Below are 25,801 nucleotides of genomic sequence, written 5' to 3'. Positions count from 1 at the left end.
CTAGATAGAATGTCCGTTATGCAAAAGAAGATAATAGTTGGTTGAATCTATCACGCTCCTCCAAAAAAGGGCAATGACCGCTGTATTGAAATGAAACTAATTGCGAATTTTTAATCAGCTTATTTGTTTCCTGAGCTTGGGTAAACGGAACGACTTTATCATGAATTCCATGAATAATTAATGTGGGCACATCGATCTGTCCAAGATCGTTGTAAACATTCTCGTCTCTTAGCGTGACCATAATAGCGGAAGTCGACCAATTCGCAGCTTTTAAACCCATTAGAAAGAACCATTCGGATTTTGGTTCAGAAATGTACTGAAAGAAAAAAATCTCCGTTTGGTTTTGCAGCATTTTCGGACGGTCATTGTTTGTTTCTTCGATGATTTTATTCGTAAATTCTTTGGGAACGCTTGATGGAGACGCAGCGTCAATCAGGACGAGTTTAGATACCCCGTACCCTTTGTAACGAGCCATATAACGAATTGAGATTGCGCCTCCGGTAGAGTGTCCTGCTAGTATTATGTTTTTTAACTGTAACGCTTCGATGACCATACGAAGATCATCTGCTAATCTATCGAAACCGTAACCGTCGAATGGTTTATCCGAGTTGCCGTATCCTCTCCAGTCCATTCCGATACAACGATATCCGAGCTTGGGAAGGTAATTGAACTGATATTCGAACTGATTATGGTTTAGCGGCCATCCATGAATAAAAAGTATCGTTTTATTTCCCGTTGGATTGATGTCCTCTATAAATACTTTTACGCCCGGTTCTACAGTAACGAAGTATCCCAAGTGTATCACCTCAATTTTTTAAATGTACTTCCCCATTAAGATATTCACCCTAGGCAGGGTGAATGCTCAATTTTGGCGTTAAATTGGTATAGATCGTACGTAGAGATTTCTGAGGAATAGCTTGAGTAAAATCAACTTCTTCAGATCATTGAGCTAATGGGCAGTTTTGTTGAACAAGTTGCAAATATAACATTTTAAAGTAAGAGCATTTCTTTGTAATGAGAAATGCTTTTTATTTTTATAGAAACGATATTATTTTATCGTAAAACGATATAATTTGTGCTAAAGTAAAAACTGACATTAAACAAGTGAGGTGCAGTTTATGAAACGAGGAAAAACACTCTTTTTGAAGATAGCTGTTATTCTTATTGGAATCCCAATTCTTGCTTTGTATATATTTTTAGTGCCTAAGATTGGCAATTTTGCTGAAGAATTGTATCCAGAAATGGCTTATATGAAATCACTCGTCTTAATCGATATGTACGCAGCAGCGATTCCTTTTTACTTTGCTCTGTATCAAGCTTTTAAACTTTTAAGCTACATTGATAAGAACCAAGCGTTTTCGGAATTATCGGTAAAAGCTTTAAAGAATATAAAATACTGTGCTATCACAATCAGTACCTTGTACCTGCTAGGTATGCCACTCTACTATCTCATGGGGAAGAGAGTTGACCCTCCAAGTTTTATACCAATGGGATTGGTCATTATTTTCGCCTCTATAGTGATCGCCGTTTTTGCTGCTGTTCTCCAAAGACTTTTACAAGAAGCTATTAATATAAAATCAGAAAATGATTTAACGGTCTGAGGTGGAGCATATGGCAATTATTATTAATATTGATGTGATGTTAGCAAAACGAAAAATGAGTGTAACGGAGCTTTCGGAGAGGGTTGGAATTACGATGGCGAATCTTTCCATTCTGAAAAATGGGAAAGCAAAAGCGGTTCGTTTATCAACATTAGAAGCGATATGTAAGACTTTGGATTGTCAGCCAGGTGATATTTTGGAGTACAAACGCGAGGAAGACACTCCATAAAAACAGACAACAAATTTATTTAACTAACGGGTCACGATAGTTGAACGGACCATAGAGCAGCTAGTCGATGGCAACTGCTCCTTTCTCGTTAAGCTGAAGGGCAGGATAGCGTAACCTTTTATCGCAGATAGAGTCTAAATTATTACATATTCAGATTCATAAACGAGGTGAGCTAATAATAGAATGAAAAAACGAATTTTACTACTTGTTGGTATTCTTGTGTTCTTGGCAATTATCGGCGGTATTACATTTCATAATTTTGCTAAAAACCTAGGCGAAAGTTACAATCAATTAGGTTAATGGGAGAAGAGGGCTTACAAATCCTGGCGTTAATAAACCGGGAAACGATAGTTGAATAATAGACATTGATGAGCAGGTACTACGGTATCCTGCTCTTTTTATTAAGCTAACGGCAGGATAGTTGAGTAAACGTATGGAAATACATTAAGTAAATTTGTCGGCAAGGGAATGAGCAAATGATGAACTTAATTTACAAAAACATCGTTCAAGAGATGCTGAAAATAATTCCTCAGTTGCTACCGTTTTACGAAAAAGAGCTTGAGGATTTATGGATAAAAGAAGGTGAGATACCTCCGCATGTAGCTTTTGGAAATATATTGAATCCATTTTTAATGAACCAGCTTCAAAAACAACAATTAACAATAGAGGATGAGCAATTACTCGTAAGAATCTTTATTTTTCTTGAGAACATGGCATTAAGTAACGACGTTGAAATTAGGAATGTAGTTTGCGTAACCGTTATGGCTCGAATAGGTGACGATATAAACGTTCTTAAAAATGCCTTAAAGTATGTAGGAAATGAAACAAGAAGATTGTCTAGGGAAGTTGAGACGTTATATGGAAGAAAAGTTAATCTAAATATCTTGCAGTAGTTTGATGTCATTGAACTAATGGGACACGTTAGCGGAACAAATTATCAGGACGAGGCTGCCGCAGATGATCGGCAGCTTCGTTAAGCTATCGGACAGGATAGTTTAATCAATTCGCGAATACTTCAAATGCGAAAAGTTGCGAAATTCTCAGTTTAGTTGGCATACGCCTTATCTCAAATGCTAAAGGGGTTAAGAACAATGAAATTACTTTTATTCCCTTATCTCCGGTATAAATATCTAAGTATATATGTTAATGAAAAAGGTGGATTAATAGTCGTATCAAACGGTCGATCAAAAAAGTTAGGTATTGTTGAAATTGATTATATTAATGAATTATTACCAGGATTTTCTGATGACAAGTTGCATGAAAAGTTATCAGATTCATTTCAAAAATGTTATTCGATTAGAGCTCAGGATAATGTTGATAATAATACAGTAATAGGAAGGTATATGGGATTTAAGACATATACAAGAGCTGTAAAAGGACTGAAATTAGTAGCAGTATCTTGGAAGCATAAAGAAGGATATGAAATAGTTCCGACAGAAAAGAAAAAAGGTCATGGCTACAGACACTTAGAAGAATTCAAAATCAAAGCAGATGATAATACCTTGGTAGTAGCAGTAAGATCAGGAATTAAACTGGCAAGCATTTTAAGTGAATGAGGTACGTCGTATAACACTGTAATTACGCTTATAACCCATCCATTAAGTTAACGAGAAACGATAGTTCAACATCGAGAGGGCTGCCACTTGGCAGCCCTTCGCTTCACTAACGAGCAGTTATGCGGAATAAAATAGATGTTATAATGTTACCTCTGAAGGAGGGGATTCGTCATATGGATATAGCTAAGAAAAACAAAATAATATATGTTTTAATCGCAGTCATTTTGATTGCAATGATTGTTACCTATTTTTCAAACAGTTCAAATAAACTTTATGGAAATGATAAAGAATCCATACAAGAAGTGATTAAGTCTATTGAGGGTTATGAAGATGAATCAGTTGAGATTTTGGAGATTAAAGATATTGATGATGCAAGGATAGTTGGCTTCTTATCAAATAATAATCCAGCATATATTCAATTTTCTAAAAACCAAAAAGGTAATTATAAATGGAGAAATATTGAAAAACAAGCAGGTCAATCATTTACTACATTCTTAATTCACAAATCGAAAAATGAATCCCGAAATTTAAAATTTATGATTGTGACTAATCAGGAAAATAATATTGCAAAAATGGAATTAGAGGTAAATAAACAGGTAATTGAACAAGAGTTTAGTGTAAATCAAAAGTCTGTTACTTGGATTGATATAGATAAAGATAATACCCTTGTATTTAAATATAAATATTATGATAAGGACGGTAATCTTCTAAGTGATAATTAATTACAAAGCCTGTCTTTCTTGAACTACGGGTAACGATAGTTGAATTACAAGATGTTAATTATTTGGAAGGAATTGGTTATTTTTGATAGAATAAATATGAAGAAGATCAAGTAATAAATTTGTACACATAAGGAGATAAAACTATGTCAAAAAACAAATTACTAAGAATGGACAATGTTGGCATCGTTGTAGAATCCCTTGATGATACAATCTCTTTCTTCGAGGAGATTGGTTTGAAGCTCGAAGGGCGTCCTACTGTCGATCAACTAACTGTGAAGCTTCAATAAACCATATACATGTAGAAAGTCTTTCAATGGGATTGAATTTGGAATTAAAGATAAAGAATAATTCGAAATAAACCATTTGTTTGAAGCAAGAACTAATGAGTTATCTGCGAATGTTCAGCCAATTACTTAGAATCACATCTTGAGTTTTATTGGGTTGAACCTACGTTAGAGAAGCTAAAACAGCTCAACGTTTTACCTTATCTTGTTCAAGAACTGATCCCCCAAAATTATCGAGGATAAACCCATATGGGTAAGCAATAAGTATGCTCTTCTTATTTTAAGCTAATGGAGAACGATAGTTCATCACCGAAAGGGCTACCACATGGTAGCCCTTCGCTACGCTAACGGGTAGGATAATGTAGTAAATTAAAATACTGTTTGGTAAAGTGAGTGGAAACAGGATACTCGTGGGAAAGCAAAATATTGAACTCTTGAAAGCTGAACTGTTAGAAATAATAATCAATGCAAAACCGGTTTACGACAAGTGGACGTTTTACAAAAACGGAATTAAGTAAAGTGAATCTGTTTACTAATAAGTACTGTAGCTATGAAGAGGTAAGGGGTAAGCAGGTGCTGAGCGAGTTGAGTCTCTTATTTGTGAATTTTGCGATGGACTAGCCCGCAATTCAAAGTAAGTCCATTGTCCATGAAAAAGTAGCTAAGTTTTACTTTGAACAACTGCAAAAGTTGAAGGAAGCAGTGTACTAAAGGGAGACAATAGCGTAATAGCCAGGGAGCAATTCGCCATTGCGGCAACTGCTCCTTCTGTCGTTAAGCTAAAGATAGGTTAGTGCAGTATTCTGTTCAAGGTCTTGGCTTTAAGACACGAGAAATTCGTGTTCATAAATCGCTTGAATCCTTTCCAGAACGTTCTGCGCCTGCTCTTTAAACTTTAATTCCGCAACCCGTCCTTTTAGCAAAAATACGCCGTTTTCATGATGGTGTTCACCAAGAGCCCCTTCATACAACTTGTTGGCGCCGAGGGTAGGAGGCGAGAAAAATAGCTTCATCATTACTTCAATCAAAAAGGGCAGTCCGGATTGTTTCCCTTTTCTTAGCGTATTGTTGCTACCCGGGTCAACGCTACGGATTTTGATACCATTCTTGGCGAGCTGGGATGCGATGGCCTGAGTCCACAGAGAAAGAGCTAGCTTTGAGGTCGCATAAGGACCAAGCAACTTGCGAAAGGTTTTGGGATGCTCCAGGTCTTCGATCGAAAACTCTTTTGAAAATTTTAGAGCTGAAGATGAGGTATTGATTACTGTTTTTAAACGACTGATTTTAATGAGTTCCTTCAATTCCATTAGAATAATATACGGAACGACAGTCATCAGTTCATAATGTTTCTCCCGTCCTTGTTTCGAATAGCTCAGCTCGGGAAAAGACCCTCCGGCGTTATTGAACAAAATATCGATCCGCTGCTCCTTGCTTTTGATCTCTTCCAAAGTAAGTCTCAAGCAGGCATAATCAGCGAGATCATCCGTTTTATAAATTCGAAGCGAACCGCTCTTGACTGCATTGTGGATACTCCTATCGTCGGCTGGAAAATCAGAACGGTTTACAGCAACCACATGCCAGTTCTCCGACAGTAATTTCCGTGTTAGTTCTAACCCGATCCCGGCGCTTGCGCCTGTAATCAATGCGATATGTTCATTCTGGTCCTTGTTCATTGTACATCTCCTTTTTATATCGGGATATTTGATTCGATAGTGCACATTCTATAACTTGAAGTCGACTCCAAGTCAAGACGCGAAAACAAAGCTTTTCTCCAAGGATAAGAGATTTGACTTAGAGCCAGCTTCAAGTTGTATAATGTACAAAAATCAATCTTAGGGAGGGAGCAGGATGAAGGTAGAGCAATGCTTTACGATAAAGCAAACCGCTGGACAAACCGGAATTACTGAGGATACGATCCGTTATTACGAAAAGATCGGGCTGCTGCCTAGGGCAGAGCGGAAGGATAACGGGCACCGCATCTATCGACAGGAGGACATCAATACGATCAGGCTGATAGCATGCCTGAAAAAAACGGGGATGATGCTAGAGGAAATTCGACCTTTTTTGGCGGTCTCGGCCGATACTGATCCCGCGGAATATCCGGAGCTTGTGGAACTCTTAAGAAGCCATCGTGAAAATATTATCAGCCAGATCACATCATTGCAGCAAGTTGTTGATTTTATCGACATGAAGTTGGAGGAGGGGAGATATAGACGGGACTGCACGGATGAAGGTCTAGACGGCGTACCAGAGAAAATGTTGGGTGAACCGAAAACAAAGCCTGTCTCACCCGGCGAGATGAGGTATTTTTCCGTATCGGCCAAAGTGGGCAAGTCACATGCTTCCGTAAGATAAGCTCGCCATAACAAGAGGAGAGGTTACTTCCCCACATAAACTGCTGTAGTCCATTGAGCTAACTGGTAACGATAGTTGAATAACACACATGATGAGCAGGTGCTACGGTGGCCTGCTCTTCTTATTAAGCTAATGGGCAGTTTAGTGCAATAAAACTTGACCAATTGTGGTATTATTCTTAAAATAACTTCGAAAAGTGGTGATATCATGAAATTTGTTTTGATATTTGGTCCTCAGGCAGTAGGTAAAATGACAGTGGGGCATGAACTGGAAATGATATCTGATTTAAAATTGTTCCACAACCATATGACGATAGAATTGCTGGCTCCTTATTTTGACTTCAGTAGTGAAATGTGGGGATTATCGGATAAATTCCGTCAGGATATATTTGAAGCGTCCGCCGCCAGTAATATGTATGGAATGATATTCACATATGTATGGGGATTCGATTTGCAGAGCGATTGGGATTACGTCGATAAAATTTGTGAAATATTTGAGGATCAAGGTGCGGATATCTATTTTGTTGAGCTTGAAGCCGATCTTGAGGAGAGAATAGAGCGTAACAAGACTCCCCATAGACTTGAACATAAACCGACAAAGAGAGATATCACATTCTCTGAACAGGATCTAAAACAGACAATGGAGCAACATCGATTGAACTCGTTAGAGGGAGAAATCAAAAAAGAAAACTATTTGAGAATAAACAATACGAAAATCAACGCTCGTGAAGTTGCTGAAATCATAAAAAATAGATTCGCTTTATAACGATTCTTGTTAGACTAACGGGAAGGATAATTCCATTACTAAGCGAATACATTGTGTGGAATAATTATACAAATTACTATTTAGAGGGGATGATTGTGTTGGATAATAATATTAGTCCCGAGTTAGTTCAGCTTTTCGTGGGTCAAGCCCATGGAGATTTTCAAAAGGTACAAGAATTAATAGAACAAGAATCAGGTCTTTTAAATGCTTCATAGGATTGAGGCAACGGTGATTAGGAAACTGCACTTGGTGCTGCTGCACATATGGGAAGAAAAGATATTGAAAATTATTTACTTGATAAGGGAGCGCGGATTGATTTAGTTGCAGCTGCAATGTTAGATAAGGTCGAAATTGTAAAAGCAATAATCTCTAATGACTCTGCCTTAAAACATAATTTAGGACCACATCAAATCCCTTTAATTAATCATGCCGGAACAGGCGAAGCAACAGCTGTAGTTAGTATTCTCAAGTCAATAGAAAATGAAGACCTGTTATTAAACTAACGGGAAACGTTAGCTCAATAAAACAGCGGCAGTATAGGAGTTAGAAACGGAAATATTGAAAAAAGTATATAATACACCACAACTTTTGCCGATACAAAATATATGTGAATTAAATGATTCAAAGGAGTACTTAATGTCTGACCTATTAATAAGGGTGCTTCGATTCCCTTCAAAAATCGAGTATTTTATTTTTCACAAACACTTATTACTTTCATTTAACCTTATTCTTTTAACAGTGTTTGCCTACTCTATTATTAAAGATAAACAACCTATGTATTTCTTTCTCTACCTGATAATTTTACCTTTCACACTTATTGTGAAGCCAAAATTACTTCTTAAAAGTAATCAAATTTTGTTTATGGCTTTTTTCACTTATTTCACAGTACCCTTTAGCTTAAACTTCTTAATCGGATTACAACTACGTATTTCAATACCCCTATTTTTAATTTTCACTTTTTTGACTACGATTATATTCTTCTTCATGTTGTATTTTATTAACAGGAAGCATTCTCGTAAAGAATTCCTTGATCACTCTAAGATCGCATTGGATATAATCAGATTCATTTTTGTGGTCATTGTAACAATAAGCGCTGTAACTGGAAAACTTATTAATGACTTTAGCTTATTTACTCAAATGATTCCTGATTTCAAAAATGATACTAATTTAGAGGAAGTAAGAAGTTATTTCCAACTCACTTTCCAGATCCTTGCTATTCCCTTTGTATTCTCTAGTACTTTACTTAGAATTGCAGTCGACTGGCTGTTGTTAAAAAAATAACAGTCTGTAGAGTATGTGCATTTGGTCCTTCAATTTCGGTTGGAGTTCGATACACGAAGGGCCGACGTGAACAATTAGAGGCGGTGACGAGTTTGTTCTTTTCTAGACTGGGATTAAATTTCTCAGATTGAAACACACTGCGCTACCAAAGGAAATAGAAGGAAATGAATCCTCGTATCTAGAAGACATACAGACTGTGCGCATGACGCGGCAGACTGTATGGAGGGGGATAAGCTTGATGCAAAAGCAAGGCAGAATTGCGTTTCTGTGGATGAATTACTTTTTGTTAGGGATAAGCGTTTTGTTTTATATTGTTCTCCTGCGGGCACCGAGCGTCTTTTTGGAGGGAGCTGCTGCCGGAATGATTGTGTATGGTGGATGTTACGGGTTGATCCGTATCGGGTGGCAGAGGGTTGTCAGAGGGGCGCTGCTTGCAGTATTCTTTTCCATATTTGCTTTTGCATTGTACACAGTATGGTATGTTCTACAGAAGCTCTAGTATCTGCATAACGGTAAAGCTTCATCACTCCTTGTAAAAGCCCTCTTCAGTATGCAAGAACGTAAGAGGGCTTTTGCTGGTGGCTCTTTCTAATTTATAAAAATGAATTGATTAGCAGGTTCATTACGCTAACGGGGAACGATAGTTGAACATACAAGGGGCATCTTGCTATGGCAGTTGCTAAATTTCTTTATTAAGCTAACGGTCAGGATAGCAGAGTCTTCTCACGAATAACAATAAGTTCGGATATAGTTGTTTAATAAATATAGACTAGGGGGAATTCTTAGTGAGTGTTTACGTTGGAATCGAGAAAATCGACCTGCTTGAAAGACGAAAACAGCATGAAATTACAAAAAAACTTTGGCAGACTCTTTGTGATAAGGGAGTCAGAAAAGGAGATAAAGGACGTATTAGGGCATATTTAGTTTCTAATTTGTATGAACAAGCAAAAGGGTTGGAGGCACAATTTAAAACTGATTTTGAGATAACCATAATCAAACAAGATGAGGGCTCAAAGTACATAATAGAACTAATAACTCCAGTTTGCAGAATGAGTAATGAAGTATTAGAAGAACTAGTTGATATATTGATGATTTCCGCAGTTGATACGAATACAAAGTTCGATGGTTTTGAATTAGATATTAATGAAATTAAGAAATTAAACAAACCTTGGTGGAAAATTTGGTGACAAGTGAGAGTTCAGTCAGAACGGAAAAATTCATTACGCTAACGTGAGACGATAGCACCATGACAATAGGCTACCAGCACCATGGTAGCCTTTCAAATATCGGGCAGATATGTTTAAAATCTTCATGGAATCCATCACTGAAATAATGGGAGTTTTGTTTATTAATCATCCAGTGACAAGGGGGTGTTACAATTTTAACAAAAATTGATATTAGTAGGAAGATAATTTCTAGTATAATCACAACAGTAGTTTTTTCGTTAATTCTTGTGGAATTTCATGGTTATGCCCCGTTTTTCATCTATTTTATGTACTCATTCATCGGTTGCTTAATAATAGGCGTACCGTGTGCATTAATTACTGACATATTTATTTTAAAAATGAAGGTAATAAAAAAATTGCTGGGCATGCTCATGGGGTTAGCCTCACATCTAATATTTGCAGTGATTAGTTTGTATTTGTTTTCTCTTACCGAATCAGAAGGCTTCCTTTTTCTTTTTAAGTACGCCAGTGTTTTTGTGTACTCAGTTTTTATTGCCGCAACAGGTTTATGGTTGATTGATACGATTATAAAAAAAATTCAGTTTCCAAGATAGAAAGAGAGATACAACGAGCGTACGATCTAATACAGCTGTTACGCTAACGGGACAAGATAGTTCAATACTGAAAGGGCTGCCGCTTGGCAGCCTTTTGTTCAACTAACGGGCAGCATTCCTATTATGAAGAAATACGAGGTTTGAGAAATAAAAAGACTCCTTGGTATGATGTTAATGGTCCATAATGCTGGCTGGCTGCTGGATCCAAATACAAACCAAGGAGACTACAAGATGCATTCTACTCAAAATGAACGAATTAATCAAATCACTTCTTCTACTTTAATTGTCGGAGTCGACATTGCTAAATTCAAACATGTGGCCAGGGCACAAGACTACCGCGGAGTCGAGCTCGGTAAATCGATCACGTTTGAAAACAATCGAGAAGGTTTTGAATTATTCATTAGTTGGTTCCAAAAGATTGTTGCGGAACAAGGGCTTCAGGACGTTATTGTCGGCATGGAGCCGACTGGTCACTACTGGTTAAACTTAGCTCATTATCTTAGAGAGCAACAAGTTAAATATGGTGTTGTAAACCCACTACACGTGAAGAAAAGCAAAGAGCTTGATGACAATTCTCCGACGAAGAATGACATCAAGGATGCTAAAGTGATTGCACAGTTGGTCAAAGATGGGAGATACGCTGTACCTAGCCTTCCACAGGGCGTTTATGCTGAACTGCGGGAAGCCATGAAAATTCGCGAACACCTGACAACTGACCTTTGCGTTGTGCAAGCACGTGTCCATAACTGGCTAGATCGGTATTTCCCCGAGTTTCTGACGGTATTTAAGGATTGGGAATGCAAGTCAGCCATCCAAATGCTAAGTCTCTATCTACTGCCACATGAGCTTGTTTCCGTACCAGAGGAGATCTTGCTGCAGCATCTGAGAGAAGCTGCAAAGCGTGGGCTTGGTCTAGGCCGTATCAAGAATCTGAAGGCAGCAGCCAGCCGTTCTGTTGGTATCCAGCAAGGTTCAGAGTTGGCTAAAATGGAGTTGAAGGTGCTGCTGAACCAGTACGAATGGCTTCATAGAAAACTGGAAGAACTGAAAACAAAATTGGACGAATTACTCAAGCAGATCCCACATGTACAACAAGTGTTGGCCATGAAAGGGATTGGAAGAGACACCATCGCGGGCTTTCTAGCTGAGGTAGGCGATATTAGTCAGTACCGACATCCCAAACAGATCACGAAGCTCGCTGGATTGAATTTGAAAACAAATTCATCAGGCACACATACCGGACAGACTAGGATAACGAAGAGAGGTAGGAAACGCCTTCGTGCCTTACTCTTTAGAGTGATGATGCCGTTGGTCGCAAAAAACGCAGCCTTCCGAGCTTTGCACGAGTATTATACCAAACGGTCGAGAAATCCGCTGAAGAAAATGCAGTCTCTCATCGCGTTGTGTAACAAACTCATACGCATCCTATTCGGCATATTGAAAAAGGGACATGAGTTCAGGGAAGAAAAGATGATGCAGGATATCCCTCGATGTATAGAATTACCACAAGCGGCTTAACAGAACGTTTTCCAAAGATAACGACCTAAACCAAAAGATAGATAACAAGTAGCACGGATGAGTCGGAACGGCACAATCCATACGGACGAAGATCCTGCCGGGCAGCATATCTGCCCTCCACCTCATGGACAGGTTGAATGAAGGAATGTGAGAGCGTAGACTCTGCGAGATGTGGGAGGGTTGACCGCCATGAGCTCATGTGGAGATCCAAAGGTGCAACCAAACTTTACCGGAGAAACCACTTTTTACAGCAAGTGGTCTAGGTGGAGACTTTTTTGCACTTTTACCAATCCCATAAATTTCTTCATCTACAACTTCGTTCCACTGAAGTGTTATCTGTAATGAGCAAACATGGTCAATATACTAAGATAACGTGAGTATTTAAGAGAAAAGTGATTCTCCATAGAGGGAGGATAGTTTAATCACTTCGCGAATACTCTAAGTAATGGAATTTTCGCGGAAGCTCGCAGAATAGCCGTTATATATACGAAATCCCCGTAAAGATTAATAATAAAGGAGCTTTTATGAGACATTTTATATTACTCCTACTTCTTACCCTCGTGTTAGTCGGATGCAATGAGGCTAAGCCAGACTTTGATAATGTATCAGAATCATTAGTAAATGCTGAAAGAGTAATGAATGATAAAGACTTAGTTATTACAACAGCAACAAGTTCACAGTCAAAAATTATTAATTTTAGAATTTTGATTAAAGATAGAATTAATAATGAACAGGCTAAAGGCTTGGTTAATGACTTTTTTAATGAAATTGATAAGAACATCACTGATCTGGAACTTTTCAAAAAAACTTATTCAATAAAATTTGATATTAAATCTCAAAAAGACGGACAGATATTATATCAGGGCAAGAGAGAGAAAGAAGAAGATCAAATTTGGTGGCAATTCTAAGAAGACGAAGACTTCGTATGGCTGACAAATCAGTAATGGATAATCCATCTGATCACATACATCATTAAGCTAACGGGCAGTTATCCATAATCAGAGTGATGGCTATGATACAATTGTTGATGAGAATTAAAGGTCAAATACAAATCTTTTGGGTGGTGTGTAAAATGTCTCCTATAAAATTAACTCTAACAATGATAGTCGTTGCTACCCTTGTTATTGGATGTATGTCACAACCAGTCAGACCAGATGATAAAGTTATTGATGCCTTTATCAGTGACAATAACATTAACGTTATGGAGTTGGTGAAGTACAAGGAGTACACAGCAATTGCATATAAGAACGATACAGAGGTAGGTTTCTACTTGGACCAATCAGGTAGTGGAACGTTTTCGAAACATTGGGAGAATGTAGAGGGAACAAAAATTCCACAGCGATTCATTGGAGGGTTTTCTGACAAATACTTAGTTGAATATATCATCGATGAGAACATTTTAAATCAAATAATCACATTTACAACCAGAACAGGTACCTTTACAAAAAAAACCTTTACAAAAGAACCAAATCAGAAGTGCTTTATATTCCCTACAGGAACTGGCGGTATTCAGTATTTTGACAAAAACAATAAATCGATTGAGTTTAGGAGTTAAAATTAGTTGAACTAACGGGTAACGATAGTTGAAAACCAAAAGGGCTGCCGCGTGGCAGCCCTTCGCCGTTACGCTAACGGGCAGGTTAGTTTAATGAAATTCTCGAATATGTTATATATGGAACGTTCTCGAAGTTCGTAAATATGACGTTAGCTGAATTTAAATAAATTATAGTAGGGTGAACCCAATGACAAAAACATTTCAATTTGAAACAAAAACAATACAAGGAAATGAAGAACTTATTATTGACATACAACCAATAAATAATGAACGTAACAAATTTCTGATTCTTACTACAACCAGAAAAATTATCGAATTGGATACAAATGAGAATGTGTTTAAAGAGCTATTTATTTTTGATAATGAAGAAATCATATTTGAAGAGAAAGTGTCTCTACTTGTCTCGCCAAAAGCTGAGTTAATTGCTGTATATAATACTTTTGGCAGACAGGGAATTGTAATAGATATTACTTCAATGAAGACCATAATGCGATTTAATCGTGATGATTATTATAATGAACAAACCATTTTTCCGGTTGCATTTGTCAATTATAATGCTCAACTTTTATTAATTCATGGTACAAAGTGGAATCGACTGGATATTACAAATCCAATCGATAATCTAGTGCTAACTGATAGAAATGATCCGGAATTTGAACTAACGGAAAGCAAATCAATTAATTCAGAACATTATTTAGATTATTTTCATGGCCAACTCGTAGTTTCACCTGATAATAAATGGATTGTTGATAATGGATGGGTGTGGCACCCTGCGGGGTGTGTGACAGGTTGGAGCATTCTTGAATGGATAGAAAATCGATGGGAATCGGAAGATGGAATGAGCAAAAAAAATCTCTGGAGTGGAAAAGAGGATTGGAACGATCCATTATGTTGGGTAAGCGATAACGAGATTGGATTAGTAGGTAGAAACAATTATGATTTCATTGATGAGGATGAGCCACATGGGTGGATTTTCAGAGCGATTAATCTGGAGACAGGAAATGTAGTTAAGGAGTTTCCTATATCGTCAGGTAATATTTTTATGGATACATATTTGTTCTCTTGTTTAAAGGAAACAGGAATGAAAATATATGATATAAATAGTGGAATTGTACTGTTCGAAGACGAGAAAATAAATCCATATAACTATCATCATAAATCTAAAGAGTTTATTGGTTTTGATAACGAAAAAATACTGATCTATAAGTTAATCGAAGAAGAATGTAACTGCAGCTAATTGCTAAAATCTATATAGCTAAATGAAAGATGTTCCGGAATTTATAGCAAACGAGGAATTGTTGAAGTAGCGGGACACATAGCTCAATAACCATCATGACGAGGCTGCTGCATAGAACGACAGCCTCGTTGAGCTAACTGGCAGTATAGTAAAATATATTGTTCTTTTTTACAGAAGAAACTGTAGCTATGGATTATTATATTTTATTATTAGAAGATCTGATGGAGCTTTATGAACAAAAATACATACGACGTATGATTCGTGTTGTCTACAGTTTAAGTTCGGATGATTAGCTCAGTCCAACTCTGCGCGAGTGAACAGATCGTAAATAAGCACCTCATCCTCACAGGCGAATTTGAACGCACATGCGAACTGTTCTAATGCGGCTCCATTACTCGAGTAGGCACAGAACATATCTGCTTCTGGGTCAAAATGAATCGTTTCCGCGAGTTCCGGCATCCGCTCATTCAAGAATACCGCCGCCAGTGAAGCCCAGTCGTAACCGTTGCCTTCGAACCCTTCGTCTGCCCGGGTGTCGAAGAGTTCGGTCAAATAGCTACCGACCGTCAGAATGACAGATTTGCCACCATTATTTTGTTTCACGATGGTAAAGGGTGCCACATCCTTCGTGCCTCCTGCAGCTGACAATGACTGTGCAGCTTCTGCTTCCGCTGAAAGCTTTGCTATAACCGCACTGCGTGCCTCGTCCGTGAAGCGGAGAACCCTGTTCTCCTCAACGATAAGGCCTTCCGCGATCCGCCCATCCAGCCAATCGCTGATGAAGCCAGGAGCGTACCCGCCTTGGCCGAATTCACCGCCGAAAGCGATCATTTGCTCATAGGTATCCAGATACTGCTGACGGCTGGTAGTCGGGTAAGCGTTGGTGTATAGCCAGAACTGCACATCGTACATGAGATGAGACCTCTCGTCCGCATGAAATGAGAAATGGTTCTTCTCCTGTACGATCCGGGTACAGACACTGCGTATTTTGGACTCCAGTCCTTCAACCTCAGAGGCCTGACCGCAGAGTTCTGTGAGTAGTGGAGAGAATTTTCCTTCAGCCACTTTGCGCAGATCGTTCTCTTTATCTTCTTCAGTAGTGTCGTAATCCTCATCATTCACCAGACCGCGGATGAACGACTCGAAGTTCGGTGCCAGGAATGTTATTTCGTAATCATCTTCCTGATCGACATGAATGACTTCAGGTTCGCCGTCCTTCCCACAGCGACGGTAATCCAGCATCACAACATCGTGCCCTGCCGAAGGGCAGTCACAAATTACCACGCCGATATCCGGATATCCCCATTCTTCAATCATGAACGGACTGCCGAGATCACCGCAGATAGAGTAGCTTTTGTCGCGTCCGATCCCCATAATTCCTGTTATAGCAATATGATCCTCAGCCCAAGAGGTAGCTTCATCTGTCGGAAAGGATGTATTATGGGGAATGCCACCGTTCTGATGCTTCATCAGAGCGATGTAGGCTGCCGGTAGCTTATAGCCGAGTTCTTCTTCTACAGAAGCAATCAGCTCATCTGTAGGCGGATCAGAGACATATTGTTCTCTAGCATAGTTACTGTCTTGCCAGAAGCTGTCGAGATCCATACCTTCAAAAGGGATTGCTCCCTGGTCTTTCTTTTGTTTGCTGAGTGTGCGCAGGGATTCAGCCTTTTGTTGTTTTTGCCATTTGCTTTGGCTCCAGTCTAGAAATCTGGCTGAATGCCGATCGTCAGGATCTAGCTCTAACGCGGTGCTTAACACACCTACTGCTTCCTCATACCGCTTCATATAATAGTAGGAATAGCCTACGCGAAAATACCACAACGGATCATTTTTTCCCTGCTCAGCAATGATAGCAAACTGTTCCAGTGCTTTTTTATACAAACTCAGATTGTTATAAGCCCGACCTATGCTGCTGATCATATCGTAATCTCTGTCCGCTGGAGGAATCTTCATCAGAGTGTCTACGATCTGCTGGTGTTCGTCATCCTCGTGCCACTGCAATATCTGTGCGCTTAGCTCATGTTCCATCGTTGCCGCCTGCCTCCTAAGTAAAATATGATTTTCTCTATTTTACCAGAGAGAAAGCTATGAATGGAAATGTTTAGCGTCAATACGCAGTCTGCGTAGGTCTGCCCCATCGTTTAACAGAGCCACCAAGGCATAGCTTATATAAGTTTCTAATTCCTTTTGAACAGACTGCCCCTATTATAAATAGTTAACTCGTTCAAGATTAAACGAACTGAAGAACGAGAGTGGAACGATTAAAGCGAGGAGGCAGCCGACGAAAACTGATCGCTGTCTTCTCATCTAAAAGGCAGTATACAGTAATAGGAAATTAGTGGTAATCTAGTTTTGTTAATTTAAAAAAGGGGAGGACGATATAGTGGCTCCAAAACATATAATTTCTGCGGCAACAATTGTAGTTAATGAGCGTAACGAAATATTATTGATAAAAGGACCTAAACGAGGTTGGGAAATGCCAGGAGGACAGGTTGAAGAAGGTGAATCATTGAAAGATGCAGCGATAAGGGAAACAAAGGAAGAGAGCGGTATAGATATAGAAGTGACAAAGTTTTGTGGTATTTTTCAAAATGTAAGTAGTAGTATTTGTAACACTTTATTTTTAGGCAGACCAGTCGGAGGAGAATTAACAACTACCGCTGAGTCTTTAGAAGTAGGTTATTTTCCGGTCGAAACAGCATTAGAGATGGTGAATTGGGGAAATTTTAAGCAAAGAATTGAGCTTTGCTTGAATGAAGAACTTCATCCCTTTTATATTGAATTTTCCATTCCGCTTAAGGATTGCTAGAGTGACATAAGTTTATTTCTTCGGACAGCGACAGCTAACGGAGAACGATAGTTTAACAGCGCAAGGAGCAGTTACTACGGTAGCTGCTCCTTGGTTTTATTAAGCTAACGGATAATTAGCGGGAAAATGATCAAATCAAAAACATGAAATTAGAAGACTACAGGCATCTTTTCAAAACTACTTCTGGTACGCGGAAGCTATGTGATTGCGGTCGAGCCGAATCAGGCATTGCGAGTAGCCGCCGAGCAAATGTTAGAAAGCAATTCGAACTTTCAGAGTATATCAGGTTCTGCAGAATCTACTGGATTACCTGATCAGTCGGTTTAGATTATAGTCTGCTCACAAGCGTTTCACTGGTTTGATCGGCTAGCAGCGCAAACCGAGTTCCGTAGAATTCTACAGCCGGGCGGTAGAATAATACTAATTTGGAATTCCCGTCTTACAAGCGGTACTACATTTCGTGAAGGGTATGATCAACTGCTCCATACATACGGAACCGACTACGTAAAAGTTAATCATAAAAACATTTCTCAGTCGATGCTTCTCTCTTTTTTCAAGGAAGGTACGATGCATGAGGTGCGATTCAGAATGAGCCAGGAGTTTGATTTCGAGGGCTTGAGAGGCCGGTTGCTATCATCTTCCTACAGCCATGTACCCGTCATCCCAATTACAAACCGATGATGACGGAACTGCGAAATCTATTTGATAGAAATAATCAGAATGGTTTTGTTCTGTTCGATTATGAAACTGAAATATTTTGGGGAGAAGTATAGATCAAACTTCGATTTTAGAAAATCATTGTGCTAATGGGGAGCGCAAGCGGTTACTCAAATAAAGGGCAGTACAGCTTAATATTGAACTTTATAAAAAAGGAACCTTTTATTATCGATGTGCGTCTATATTCACGAGAACAATGATCTCCAGTACAGGGAGTTAATACCTGTTTTGACGTTTTTTTTTGGAAAGGAGTGCTCAAATAAAAAATGTTGGGATTAAATAGCTACCACATTTTCTTTTGATAAAAGGAGCTTTTAAAATGAAAAAGGTATTATCAGGATTCGTCATGGCATTGATTCTAATTATTACAACGTCGACTACATATGCAGCAGATACAGACTTCAAAATAAAAGTTGACGGTTTTGTTATTGCATCCGTAGTGAAACCCGAAATTAAGAACAATCGTATAATGGTGCCGTTACGTATTATCAGCGAAAATTTGGGAGCTAAGGTCAATTGGTCGAATTCTGAAATTACACTTACTAAAAGCAAAATAAATGTAACATTAAGACTAAATAGCAGTACAGCAGTCATAAACGGTAAAACGGTACTGCTTGATGTAAAACCATATATAAAAAATAATCACACAATCGTTCCACTTCGCTTTATTTCAGAAGCATTTGGCTGCACAGTCAATTACAAAAACTCCATCGTAACCGTTGATACCGAGCCATTAATCATAGATGGTATAAAAGTGAAAGCATTGCAGCAGGAATACCACATGACTATGGGTGGCGTAGAGCAACAAATCAAAGTGAATGCTTATTTCGAAGCAATTTATAATATTTTTGTAGAAAACAAAGGCAGCAAGGTCGAAGCTCCAGTTGATTACTCGTGGCAGATTCAGCTTGTCCAAGCTGGAGCATATTATAAAAATGCGCAATATGATTTTTTAGATCAAAAAGGGAAAAGCATCAAACGTTTTGATATTTACTCATTAATGGAATCTTATCCACCTGGACCTTTGACAAACTCCCCAAAGGTTTTGTTGTATGACGATACGGAAAAACAATGGTATTTGTTTAGCTATACGGCAAGCCAATCTATTAATCAATTAATTGATACCGCGTCAACGAACGGTTTTCTAACGATTATCAGTAACACAGTCGCATAGAAAGATAAAACTCTATTCTTGTTTTGCTATCGGAGAATGATAGTTGAATAATACTTATTGTTGAGCAGGTGAGTGTTATCCTAGTATCTGTTACCAGCCATCTCTACTTCTAATTTGAATTCAATAACTAAAGGAGTCTAAGAATGACTAAAGCTCAACTGCTACTGGTTGTTCAACTGCTGATTTTTGTTCTTGCCGGTTGTTCAGTTAACCAGGAGGATATCGCCCCAAAGAATAACCAAACTAATCTATCTGTTTCGCGAAACCAGAATATCGACAACACCATTGATTCTGGGGAACATTCGAAATCAAGCCAACCAAATTCAATGATCGAAAACGGCATCTCCAATTTGGAATTGACCCTGCCGAAGGGATGGAATCTGAATACGGAAAATCAATTTGGCACATCCCTCGCCGACGAGAATGGAATCAATCTCGGAAGTGTTGTCACGTACCCGTATACTGACGATTTCAGCTTTAACATGTATAAGCCGAACCATAGCGAAATTACACATGAAGAAGAAATTGATACTTCCATCGGAAGCGGCAAGCTGTATACGCTCGACGCGGACAACGGTACGGCCGCCTCAGGCCTAACCGGCACGCATGACGTCTATTTCGCAGTCATACCTATTCAAGACAAAATAATATTTGTATTGGAATTCACGAAGCATGATAAAGAGGCATCGACCAAAAAACAATTCATCAGTTTACTGGACGGATTGCGTTTAAAAAAGTGAATGTCAGCCAATCTGGACCTTTTGGAAATGAACGTAATCCTTTTAATAATCAGTGGACTGTAGATCTTAACAAGCAACTAAAATTTCATTAAACTAACAGGCAGAAGAGTGTGATGGAACGGTTATTTATTATCGCTCTTTCTTATGCCAGAGTAACACATTCGCTTCACCTACAATATGATGAGTCTAGAAATCTAAAGAGGTGAGTCAATGGCAGTCGTAAAAGCAAGGCAACAGGATATTAACATGTTGGCAAGGTTGCTTCGAGCTGAAGCGGAGACCGAAGGCGAAATGGGAATGCTCCTTGTTGGAAATGTTGGCATTAACCGAATCAGAGGGAATTGCTCCGATTTCAAAGATATCCGGACAATTCCCCAAATGATCAACCAGGAGCATGCGTTCGAAGCGTTGCAACATAGTTTGTACTATCAAAATGCAAGAGACAGGGAACGCCGTCTGGCGCAACGGGCAGTGAATGGGGAGCGGAATTGGCCAGCCAAATTCTCCCTATGGTATTTCCGTCCAGGATCGTTCGAAAATCCCGGTCCATGTCCGCCAACCTGGTATAATCAGCCGCTCGCAGGACGTTGGAAGAAGCACTGCTTTTATGAACCGACCGGGGAGGAATGTGAAAATATCTATAATACGTTTTAATTTTATAAATGCAAAGAGCTCATTAGTATCTCATAACCTGACTTGTCACAACCATGTGTCGGTTGACAACAACTTTATCTCATTAAGTGCCGCGTAAATCGCGGCTTTTTTGTGTTTAGTGGAATAATGTTGTTGTCGGGTTAGCGATTAAACTAACGGATAACTATAGCCTGAAATTAACAAAGACAAAGCTGTCGTTTTTGTACGATTATACATGTAACACATATGAATATACATGGATGAGTACCATTATTTTCTCTACAATTAGACAATAGGTCATATAGAATGACTCAATTATAAAAAGCAGCATTGGGTTAGAACCGCTTTGCGAGTTTTGGTGATAGACGGTATTTTCACATTCATATATAGTGAGAGTTATGATTCGAAGAATGTAAGCGTATGCGATCACCCAATGAGGAAACATGCTTTCTTATTAAGTTATTTTCAGCTCAGAAGGAACTGCCAAGGGGAGATAAAATTGCTTAGAAAGTCTTTTTTCACAAAACTACTTATCGCTTATCTTATTATTGTATTCGCTTACACGATGATTGCGGTCTGCCTGTCTTTCTTTAAGGACAGCCAAAAAGTGCGATCGGAATTGAGTCAAAACCAGCAAAATTTTCTCATGCAATCTCGCGACAATATTGACACCAAACTCGGCGTTTCTTTCAACTTAATCGCACAATTGAGATTAGATGAGCATGTTGTTAAATTCGCTGAAAAAGATCGTAATTACTATGAGATCACACAAACTTCTTATGCACTGCAAAATCATATAGACGCATTCTCTGAATTCGGCTATAGCATCGATTTAATGAAGACTAACGACGATTTGGTCATTACGCCGCAAATTTCGTCGGATAGAAGACGCTATATGGAAGATATGGGAATGACGAATGAGGATCTTGCACAATTAGGAACAGACAGCACGAGCCCAACCATAACGCTATCGAGCAGCCAAAATGTAATTACGAAGAGCGATGAAAACGCATCGATAATAATCGTTAATCCGGAACGGGTAGGAATAGGAAATTCATTGTTTTTTGTTGTCTCATTCTTTGAACAATTGCTGCTACCGTCCTTGTCACCTGATACGCAAGAAGCTTTTGCTATTATTGAGAATGGTCGATACGTTACGCTCAAATCAAGCTTTGATGATAAACGGGAGAAGCAATTGCTTGCCTATCCACTGGCACAACTTGATGAACAGGCAACCGGGGATTATACGACGCTATTCAATAATGAATTCGATTTCCATTTGATTCGCTCGAAAACGATGCCACAATGGTCGTATATGTATGTTACACAGAACTACTCGTTGGTAGATTCCTTTTCACCGAATTTGAAAGGGGCTGTGCTTTTATTAGCCATTCTAATTTTTGTGGGACTAGCATTCGCCTATATGGTTTCCAAGCGTATGTACCGGCCTGTCGGTCATCTCGTCGGATTGTTCAAAAGCTACGGGGAACCTACGGGAGCAGACGAATTCGCCTTTCTGAATGAGACAGTGACGAGTATAAGTAAGGCTAATGAACAGATGAAATCCGCATTGCATGAGCACAGGCTTTCAATGAGAGACAAGTTTCTGCGGGACTTGCTCTATGGACTCGTTCCTCCTGACAAGGTCGATGACCTGCTAAATTCACATCAACTGCAAGGCCTAACTACCGCCTTAAGCGTTTGCGTAATTTCATTCTCGAACGATAACGAATTGGAGGAGCAATATTCGAAAGACGCAATTCTTACAATAAAATCAAAGACTTCCTTGATCATTCATGAACAATTGAAAGCTCATTTCCCTTGCGAGCTGCTTGATCACGATTTCACTAAATTTGTCTTCATAATCAAGGAATCAGATACGGAATCCATTCAGAAGAAGCTCATGAAAGCGATGGCTCAAATCGAGGACGCACATGCGTACGGATTGACTGCAGCTGTCGGCAGGCCCGTAGCCTCTGCTGGCGAAATTGACCGCTCTTTTATCCAGGCACTTGATACCCTAAAGAGGAAATCCGCAGTTGATAAGACTTCCGTCATTACTTATAAACAGCTCAGTCAAGTTCAGATGGTCAGCTATTATTATCCTATCGATACGGAACGAGAGCTGATCAGCTATGTGATTCGCGGCAAGCGGGAAAATGCATTGCATACACTAAACCTCCTCTTATCGGAAAATTTGGAGCAAAGACAGTTAACGCCGCAGCAGCTCGACCAGTTCTGTTTGCTTGTATTAGCTACACTGAGTCGAATTATCCAGCAACTGAACATGTCCTTCGAAGAATTTGTTCAAGCCCACAAGGAATCTTTGGACATCGTTCAGCACGGCGAATCGAAGGAGCGAATGGTTTCGGCCATCACGACCCTGTTTAGCGCCATGATTGATACGATTGATCAGCAGAATGAGATGATGGATAACAGCACAGTCCAACGTATGATCGAATATATTCATGAAAACTACAACAGGGATTTATCGCTTAGCATGATAGCGGAGGAGTTTAACTTCTCTCCCGGTTACGTCAGCATCGCGTTCAAAAATCATTCCGGCGAAAATTTTAAAGATTATTTGAATTTTTATCGCGTGCAGCAAGCCAAAGAAATGATGCGCCAGCAGAAAGATATTAAGATTGGCGATTTGGCACTGATGGTCGGTTGCAACAATGCAAACACGTTTATTCGAATGTTCCGCAAGTATGAAGGATTAGCTCCCGGCCAGTACGCAAAGAAGCTTAGCGAGAAGTAATAAGGCTTCATACAATGAGAATTGTTGATTCATAAAAAGCCGCCTAGCCTAAGTGCCAGGCGGCTTTTGTATGTTCGACTGACACTTTTCTAAATGAAGGGAAATTGTTGATACATGAAATAATGCACATTATGGACTACGACATAAAGAGTTGATGCTAGATGAAATAATGGCGATAGACAGCGCTTTCATTCGTATCTATAGTTTGAATTGCAACGCTGACCTTTCAAATGGGAGCGCTCCTAAGGAAATCAGCTAAACATCATTGCGAGAGGAGAAGAGGATTCGTGCTGCTTAACTTTAAACAAATAAAAGCCAACCTGATCAGGGACCGTTACCTTTATCTGCTCCTGATTCCGTTCCTGGCTTGGTATATCATTTTTGCATATAAGCCGATGTATGGCTTGCAAATCGCCTTTAAGGATTTCAGTGTATATAAAGGAATCGAAGCGAGTCCTTGGGTTGGGTTTGAACACTTCGAGACGTTCTTTAAAAGTCCGTATTTTTGGCGGCTATTAAAAAACACCGTATTGCTCAGTTTTTATCAATTGCTGTTCGCGTTTCCTGTGCCGATTATCCTCGCTTTGTTACTAAACGAATTGAAGAGCGGGATTTTCAAAGCAACGGTGCAGACTTTTACGTATTTGCCCCATTTTATTTCGGTTGTTGTCGTAGCTGGGATTGTTACCAACTTTTTGGCTCCTAGCAACGGTATTATTAATATCCTGATTGAGATGGTAGGGGGCGAAAAGCAATACTTTCTGACCAATCCCGATTATTTCCGAACAATATTTATCGGTTCCATGGATATTTGGAAGGAAGCGGGATTTGGTACCATCATCTATTTAGCCGCTTTGTCTGGTGTCAATCCTGCATTGTACGAAGCAGCGGTTATCGATGGAGCTAATAGATGGAAGCAAACATGGTACATCACGCTTCCCGCCATCATTCCGACGATCGCAATCATGCTTGTCATGAAGGTGGGTTCCATGCTGGAAGTTGGATATGAAGCAATCATTCTTCTATATCAGCCGGCAACCTATGAGGCAGCCGACGTTATTAACACCTACGTTTACCGTTCCGGTCTTCAGGATGCACGTTACGACCTGGCAACAGCGGTGGGACTGTTCAATGCCGTCGTTGGATTTATTCTCGTCGTATTTGCCAACAAGATGAGCAAGAAGTTAACGGAGACTGGATTATGGTAGGTGATGGAAGATGAAAAAAACCAGAGGCGAAAAGCTGTTTTATATTTTTAATTGTGTATTTCTTGGAATTATAGCATTGCTTGCGTTGTACCCTTTTGTCTATGTCTTATCTGCATCTATGAGCTCCTCCCAATCGGTCGTTACAGGCAAGGTAATCTTGCTGCCGCACGATATTAACTTTGACTCTTATGCAAAGGTACTATCGGAAAAGGGAATTTGGATTGCCTATTTAAACACGTTTTATTACACCATATTCGGTGTAATCGTCAATTTAATTCTCACCATTTGTGGTGCCTATGCCTTGTCCAAGAAACGGGTTATGGGGCGCACAGCCATCAGCTTCTTTATCGCGTTGACGATGTGGTTTCAACCAGGTATGATTCCGACCTATCTTAATTTCCGAGATTTGAACATGCTCGACAGTAGATTTACGATTATTATCGGTTTCGCGATTACGACTTTCTATGTCTTCCTCATGAGAACGTTCTTCCAGAGCATTCCGGAGGAACTCGAGGAAGCGGCAAAGGTTGACGGTGCAAATGATCTTACGATCTTATGGAAAGTGTATCTGCCGCTGTCCAAAGCTTCGCTTGTGACAATCGGATTGTTCTATGCGGTACACCGTTGGAATGGCTATTTCTGGACGATGATCCTCCTAAGCGACGAGGGCAAGGTACCGCTGCAAGTGCTGCTAAAGAAACTCATCGTAGAGATGAACGTGAGCGACGAGATGGGCAATATGGCGGTATATTCAAAGGAAACAATTATTTATGCAACTATTATCGTCTCCATTATTCCAATTGTTGCAGCGTATCCCTTCATTCAGAAATACTTTGTCAAAGGCACTATGATCGGCTCGGTCAAGGGCTAGTG

23 protein-coding genes and 2 pseudogenes are annotated in these 25,801 nt (G+C 39.4%); 22 read left to right on the top strand and 3 right to left on the bottom strand.

Features of this window, described 5'->3' with window-relative positions:
• Positions 1–16: 16 nt before the first annotated feature.
• A complete protein-coding gene (locus BK120_RS27190) occupies positions 17–796 on the bottom strand; it encodes an alpha/beta fold hydrolase (protein WP_076270650.1) in 780 nt (259 codons plus the stop codon).
• Positions 797–1,118: 322 nt separating this feature from the next.
• Here BK120_RS27190 and BK120_RS27185 point away from each other — a divergent pair, with 322 nt between their 5' ends.
• The 6 genes and pseudogenes from BK120_RS27185 to BK120_RS27160 all read left to right on the top strand — a co-directional run.
• Positions 1,119–1,601 carry a DUF2975 domain-containing protein gene (locus tag BK120_RS27185; protein WP_076270649.1) on the top strand — a complete coding sequence of 161 codons (483 nt, stop codon included), beginning with the start codon at positions 1,119–1,121 and terminating at the stop codon, positions 1,599–1,601.
• 10 nt (positions 1,602–1,611) lie between these two features.
• Positions 1,612–1,830, top strand: coding sequence for a helix-turn-helix domain-containing protein (locus BK120_RS27180; protein WP_076270648.1), 219 nt, complete (start codon positions 1,612–1,614; stop codon positions 1,828–1,830).
• 476 nt (positions 1,831–2,306) lie between these two features.
• On the top strand, positions 2,307–2,723 hold the full coding sequence (locus BK120_RS27175; RefSeq protein WP_076270647.1) for a DUF7674 family protein: 417 nt from the start codon (positions 2,307–2,309) through the stop codon (positions 2,721–2,723).
• Between the two features lie 198 nt (positions 2,724–2,921).
• The gene (locus BK120_RS27170) at positions 2,922–3,386 is read left to right on the top strand and encodes a hypothetical protein (RefSeq protein ID WP_076270646.1); all 465 of its coding nucleotides are present in this window, start codon (positions 2,922–2,924) and stop codon (positions 3,384–3,386) included.
• Positions 3,387–3,559: 173 nt separating this feature from the next.
• Entirely contained in the window at positions 3,560–4,108 is a 549-nt protein-coding gene (locus BK120_RS27165) for a hypothetical protein (protein ID WP_076270645.1), read from the top strand.
• Positions 4,109–4,251: 143 nt separating this feature from the next.
• Positions 4,252–4,371, top strand: a pseudogene (locus tag BK120_RS27160) (VOC family protein); the annotation flags it as partial.
• Positions 4,372–5,213: 842 nt separating this feature from the next.
• Here the strand turns inward: BK120_RS27160 and BK120_RS27155 are convergent.
• A complete protein-coding gene (locus BK120_RS27155; protein ID WP_076270644.1) occupies positions 5,214–6,065 on the bottom strand; it encodes an SDR family NAD(P)-dependent oxidoreductase in 852 nt (283 codons plus the stop codon).
• Positions 6,066–6,240: 175 nt separating this feature from the next.
• Here BK120_RS27155 and BK120_RS27150 point away from each other — a divergent pair, with 175 nt between their 5' ends.
• The 9 genes and pseudogenes from BK120_RS27150 (at position 6,241) to BK120_RS27100 (ending at position 14,883) form a co-directional block, all read left to right on the top strand.
• On the top strand, positions 6,241–6,747 hold the full coding sequence (locus tag BK120_RS27150; RefSeq protein WP_076270643.1) for a MerR family transcriptional regulator: 507 nt from the start codon (positions 6,241–6,243) through the stop codon (positions 6,745–6,747).
• 207 nt (positions 6,748–6,954) lie between these two features.
• Positions 6,955–7,512, top strand: a complete 558-nt coding sequence (locus BK120_RS27145; RefSeq protein ID WP_076270642.1) for an AAA family ATPase — start codon at positions 6,955–6,957, stop codon at positions 7,510–7,512.
• Between the two features lie 89 nt (positions 7,513–7,601).
• Positions 7,602–8,015: pseudogene (locus BK120_RS27140) on the top strand (ankyrin repeat domain-containing protein).
• Positions 8,016–9,028: 1,013 nt separating this feature from the next.
• Positions 9,029–9,292 (top strand): hypothetical protein, encoded by a 264-nt coding sequence (locus BK120_RS27130; protein WP_144376872.1) that lies wholly within the window; start codon positions 9,029–9,031, stop codon positions 9,290–9,292.
• A gap of 286 nt (positions 9,293–9,578) precedes the next feature.
• Positions 9,579–9,980 carry a hypothetical protein gene (locus BK120_RS27125; protein WP_076270639.1) on the top strand — a complete coding sequence of 134 codons (402 nt, stop codon included), beginning with the start codon at positions 9,579–9,581 and terminating at the stop codon, positions 9,978–9,980.
• Between the two features lie 824 nt (positions 9,981–10,804).
• A complete protein-coding gene (locus tag BK120_RS27115; RefSeq protein ID WP_076270637.1) occupies positions 10,805–12,091 on the top strand; it encodes an IS110 family RNA-guided transposase in 1,287 nt (428 codons plus the stop codon).
• A 524-nt stretch (positions 12,092–12,615) separates the two neighbouring features.
• Positions 12,616–12,999, top strand: a complete 384-nt coding sequence (locus tag BK120_RS27110) for a hypothetical protein (RefSeq protein WP_076270636.1) — start codon at positions 12,616–12,618, stop codon at positions 12,997–12,999.
• A 164-nt stretch (positions 13,000–13,163) separates the two neighbouring features.
• Positions 13,164–13,646, top strand: coding sequence for a hypothetical protein (locus BK120_RS27105; RefSeq protein ID WP_144376871.1), 483 nt, complete (start codon positions 13,164–13,166; stop codon positions 13,644–13,646).
• A 187-nt stretch (positions 13,647–13,833) separates the two neighbouring features.
• Positions 13,834–14,883: a hypothetical protein gene (locus BK120_RS27100; RefSeq protein WP_076270634.1), complete on the top strand. Its 1,050-nt coding sequence runs from the start codon at positions 13,834–13,836 to the stop codon at positions 14,881–14,883.
• Positions 14,884–15,177: 294 nt separating this feature from the next.
• Here the strand turns inward: BK120_RS27100 and BK120_RS27095 are convergent, their stop codons facing one another.
• The gene (locus BK120_RS27095; protein ID WP_076270633.1) at positions 15,178–16,914 is read right to left on the bottom strand and encodes an Imm51 family immunity protein; all 1,737 of its coding nucleotides are present in this window, start codon (positions 16,912–16,914) and stop codon (positions 15,178–15,180) included.
• Positions 16,915–17,266: 352 nt separating this feature from the next.
• On the opposite strand from BK120_RS27095, the gene BK120_RS27090 reads away from it, so the two are divergent.
• The 7 genes from BK120_RS27090 (at position 17,267) to BK120_RS27060 (ending at position 25,799) form a co-directional block, all read left to right on the top strand.
• Positions 17,267–17,695: an NUDIX hydrolase gene (locus tag BK120_RS27090; RefSeq protein WP_076270632.1), complete on the top strand. Its 429-nt coding sequence runs from the start codon at positions 17,267–17,269 to the stop codon at positions 17,693–17,695.
• 1,036 nt (positions 17,696–18,731) lie between these two features.
• Complete coding sequence (locus BK120_RS27085) at positions 18,732–19,586, top strand: copper amine oxidase N-terminal domain-containing protein (protein WP_076270631.1); 855 nt, start codon at positions 18,732–18,734, stop codon at positions 19,584–19,586.
• A 143-nt stretch (positions 19,587–19,729) separates the two neighbouring features.
• Positions 19,730–20,326: a hypothetical protein gene (locus BK120_RS27080; protein ID WP_076270630.1), complete on the top strand. Its 597-nt coding sequence runs from the start codon at positions 19,730–19,732 to the stop codon at positions 20,324–20,326.
• 210 nt (positions 20,327–20,536) lie between these two features.
• Positions 20,537–20,980, top strand: a complete 444-nt coding sequence (locus BK120_RS27075) for a cell wall hydrolase (RefSeq protein WP_076270629.1) — start codon at positions 20,537–20,539, stop codon at positions 20,978–20,980.
• Between the two features lie 478 nt (positions 20,981–21,458).
• A complete protein-coding gene (locus BK120_RS27070) occupies positions 21,459–23,720 on the top strand; it encodes a helix-turn-helix domain-containing protein (RefSeq protein WP_076270628.1) in 2,262 nt (753 codons plus the stop codon).
• Between the two features lie 287 nt (positions 23,721–24,007).
• Positions 24,008–24,928: an ABC transporter permease gene (locus BK120_RS27065; protein ID WP_076270627.1), complete on the top strand. Its 921-nt coding sequence runs from the start codon at positions 24,008–24,010 to the stop codon at positions 24,926–24,928.
• A gap of 10 nt (positions 24,929–24,938) precedes the next feature.
• Positions 24,939–25,799 carry a carbohydrate ABC transporter permease gene (locus BK120_RS27060; protein WP_076270626.1) on the top strand — a complete coding sequence of 287 codons (861 nt, stop codon included), beginning with the start codon at positions 24,939–24,941 and terminating at the stop codon, positions 25,797–25,799.
• Positions 25,800–25,801: the final 2 nt, after the last annotated feature.

The sequence above is a fragment of the Paenibacillus sp. FSL A5-0031 genome (assembly GCF_001956295.1).
Lineage (GTDB): Bacteria > Bacillota > Bacilli > Paenibacillales > Paenibacillaceae > Pristimantibacillus.
The sequence above is the reverse complement of the archived record's forward strand: the minus strand, read 5'-3'. Positions and strand labels throughout refer to the sequence as shown.

Bases quoted from the DNA above. Each gene is read 5' to 3' on its own strand.
- BK120_RS27185 (WP_076270649.1), top strand. From the start codon at position 1,119: ATGAAACGAGGAAAAACACTCTTTTTGAAGATAGCTGTTATTCTTATT.
- BK120_RS27180 (WP_076270648.1), top strand. From the start codon at position 1,612: ATGGCAATTATTATTAATATTGATGTGATGTTAGCAAAACGAAAAATG.
- BK120_RS27175 (WP_076270647.1), top strand. From the start codon at position 2,307: ATGATGAACTTAATTTACAAAAACATCGTTCAAGAGATGCTGAAAATA.
- BK120_RS27170 (WP_076270646.1), top strand. From the start codon at position 2,922: ATGAAATTACTTTTATTCCCTTATCTCCGGTATAAATATCTAAGTATA.
- BK120_RS27165 (WP_076270645.1), top strand. From the start codon at position 3,560: ATGGATATAGCTAAGAAAAACAAAATAATATATGTTTTAATCGCAGTC.
- BK120_RS27155 (WP_076270644.1), bottom strand. From the start codon at position 6,065: ATGAACAAGGACCAGAATGAACATATCGCATTGATTACAGGCGCAAGC.
- BK120_RS27150 (WP_076270643.1), top strand. From the start codon at position 6,241: ATGAAGGTAGAGCAATGCTTTACGATAAAGCAAACCGCTGGACAAACC.
- BK120_RS27145 (WP_076270642.1), top strand. From the start codon at position 6,955: ATGAAATTTGTTTTGATATTTGGTCCTCAGGCAGTAGGTAAAATGACA.
- BK120_RS27115 (WP_076270637.1), top strand. From the start codon at position 10,805: ATGCATTCTACTCAAAATGAACGAATTAATCAAATCACTTCTTCTACT.
- BK120_RS27110 (WP_076270636.1), top strand. From the start codon at position 12,616: ATGAGACATTTTATATTACTCCTACTTCTTACCCTCGTGTTAGTCGGA.
- BK120_RS27105 (WP_144376871.1), top strand. From the start codon at position 13,164: ATGTCTCCTATAAAATTAACTCTAACAATGATAGTCGTTGCTACCCTT.
- BK120_RS27100 (WP_076270634.1), top strand. From the start codon at position 13,834: ATGACAAAAACATTTCAATTTGAAACAAAAACAATACAAGGAAATGAA.
- BK120_RS27095 (WP_076270633.1), bottom strand. From the start codon at position 16,914: ATGGAACATGAGCTAAGCGCACAGATATTGCAGTGGCACGAGGATGAC.
- BK120_RS27085 (WP_076270631.1), top strand. From the start codon at position 18,732: ATGAAAAAGGTATTATCAGGATTCGTCATGGCATTGATTCTAATTATT.
- BK120_RS27080 (WP_076270630.1), top strand. From the start codon at position 19,730: ATGACTAAAGCTCAACTGCTACTGGTTGTTCAACTGCTGATTTTTGTT.
- BK120_RS27075 (WP_076270629.1), top strand. From the start codon at position 20,537: ATGGCAGTCGTAAAAGCAAGGCAACAGGATATTAACATGTTGGCAAGG.
- BK120_RS27060 (WP_076270626.1), top strand. From the start codon at position 24,939: ATGAAAAAAACCAGAGGCGAAAAGCTGTTTTATATTTTTAATTGTGTA.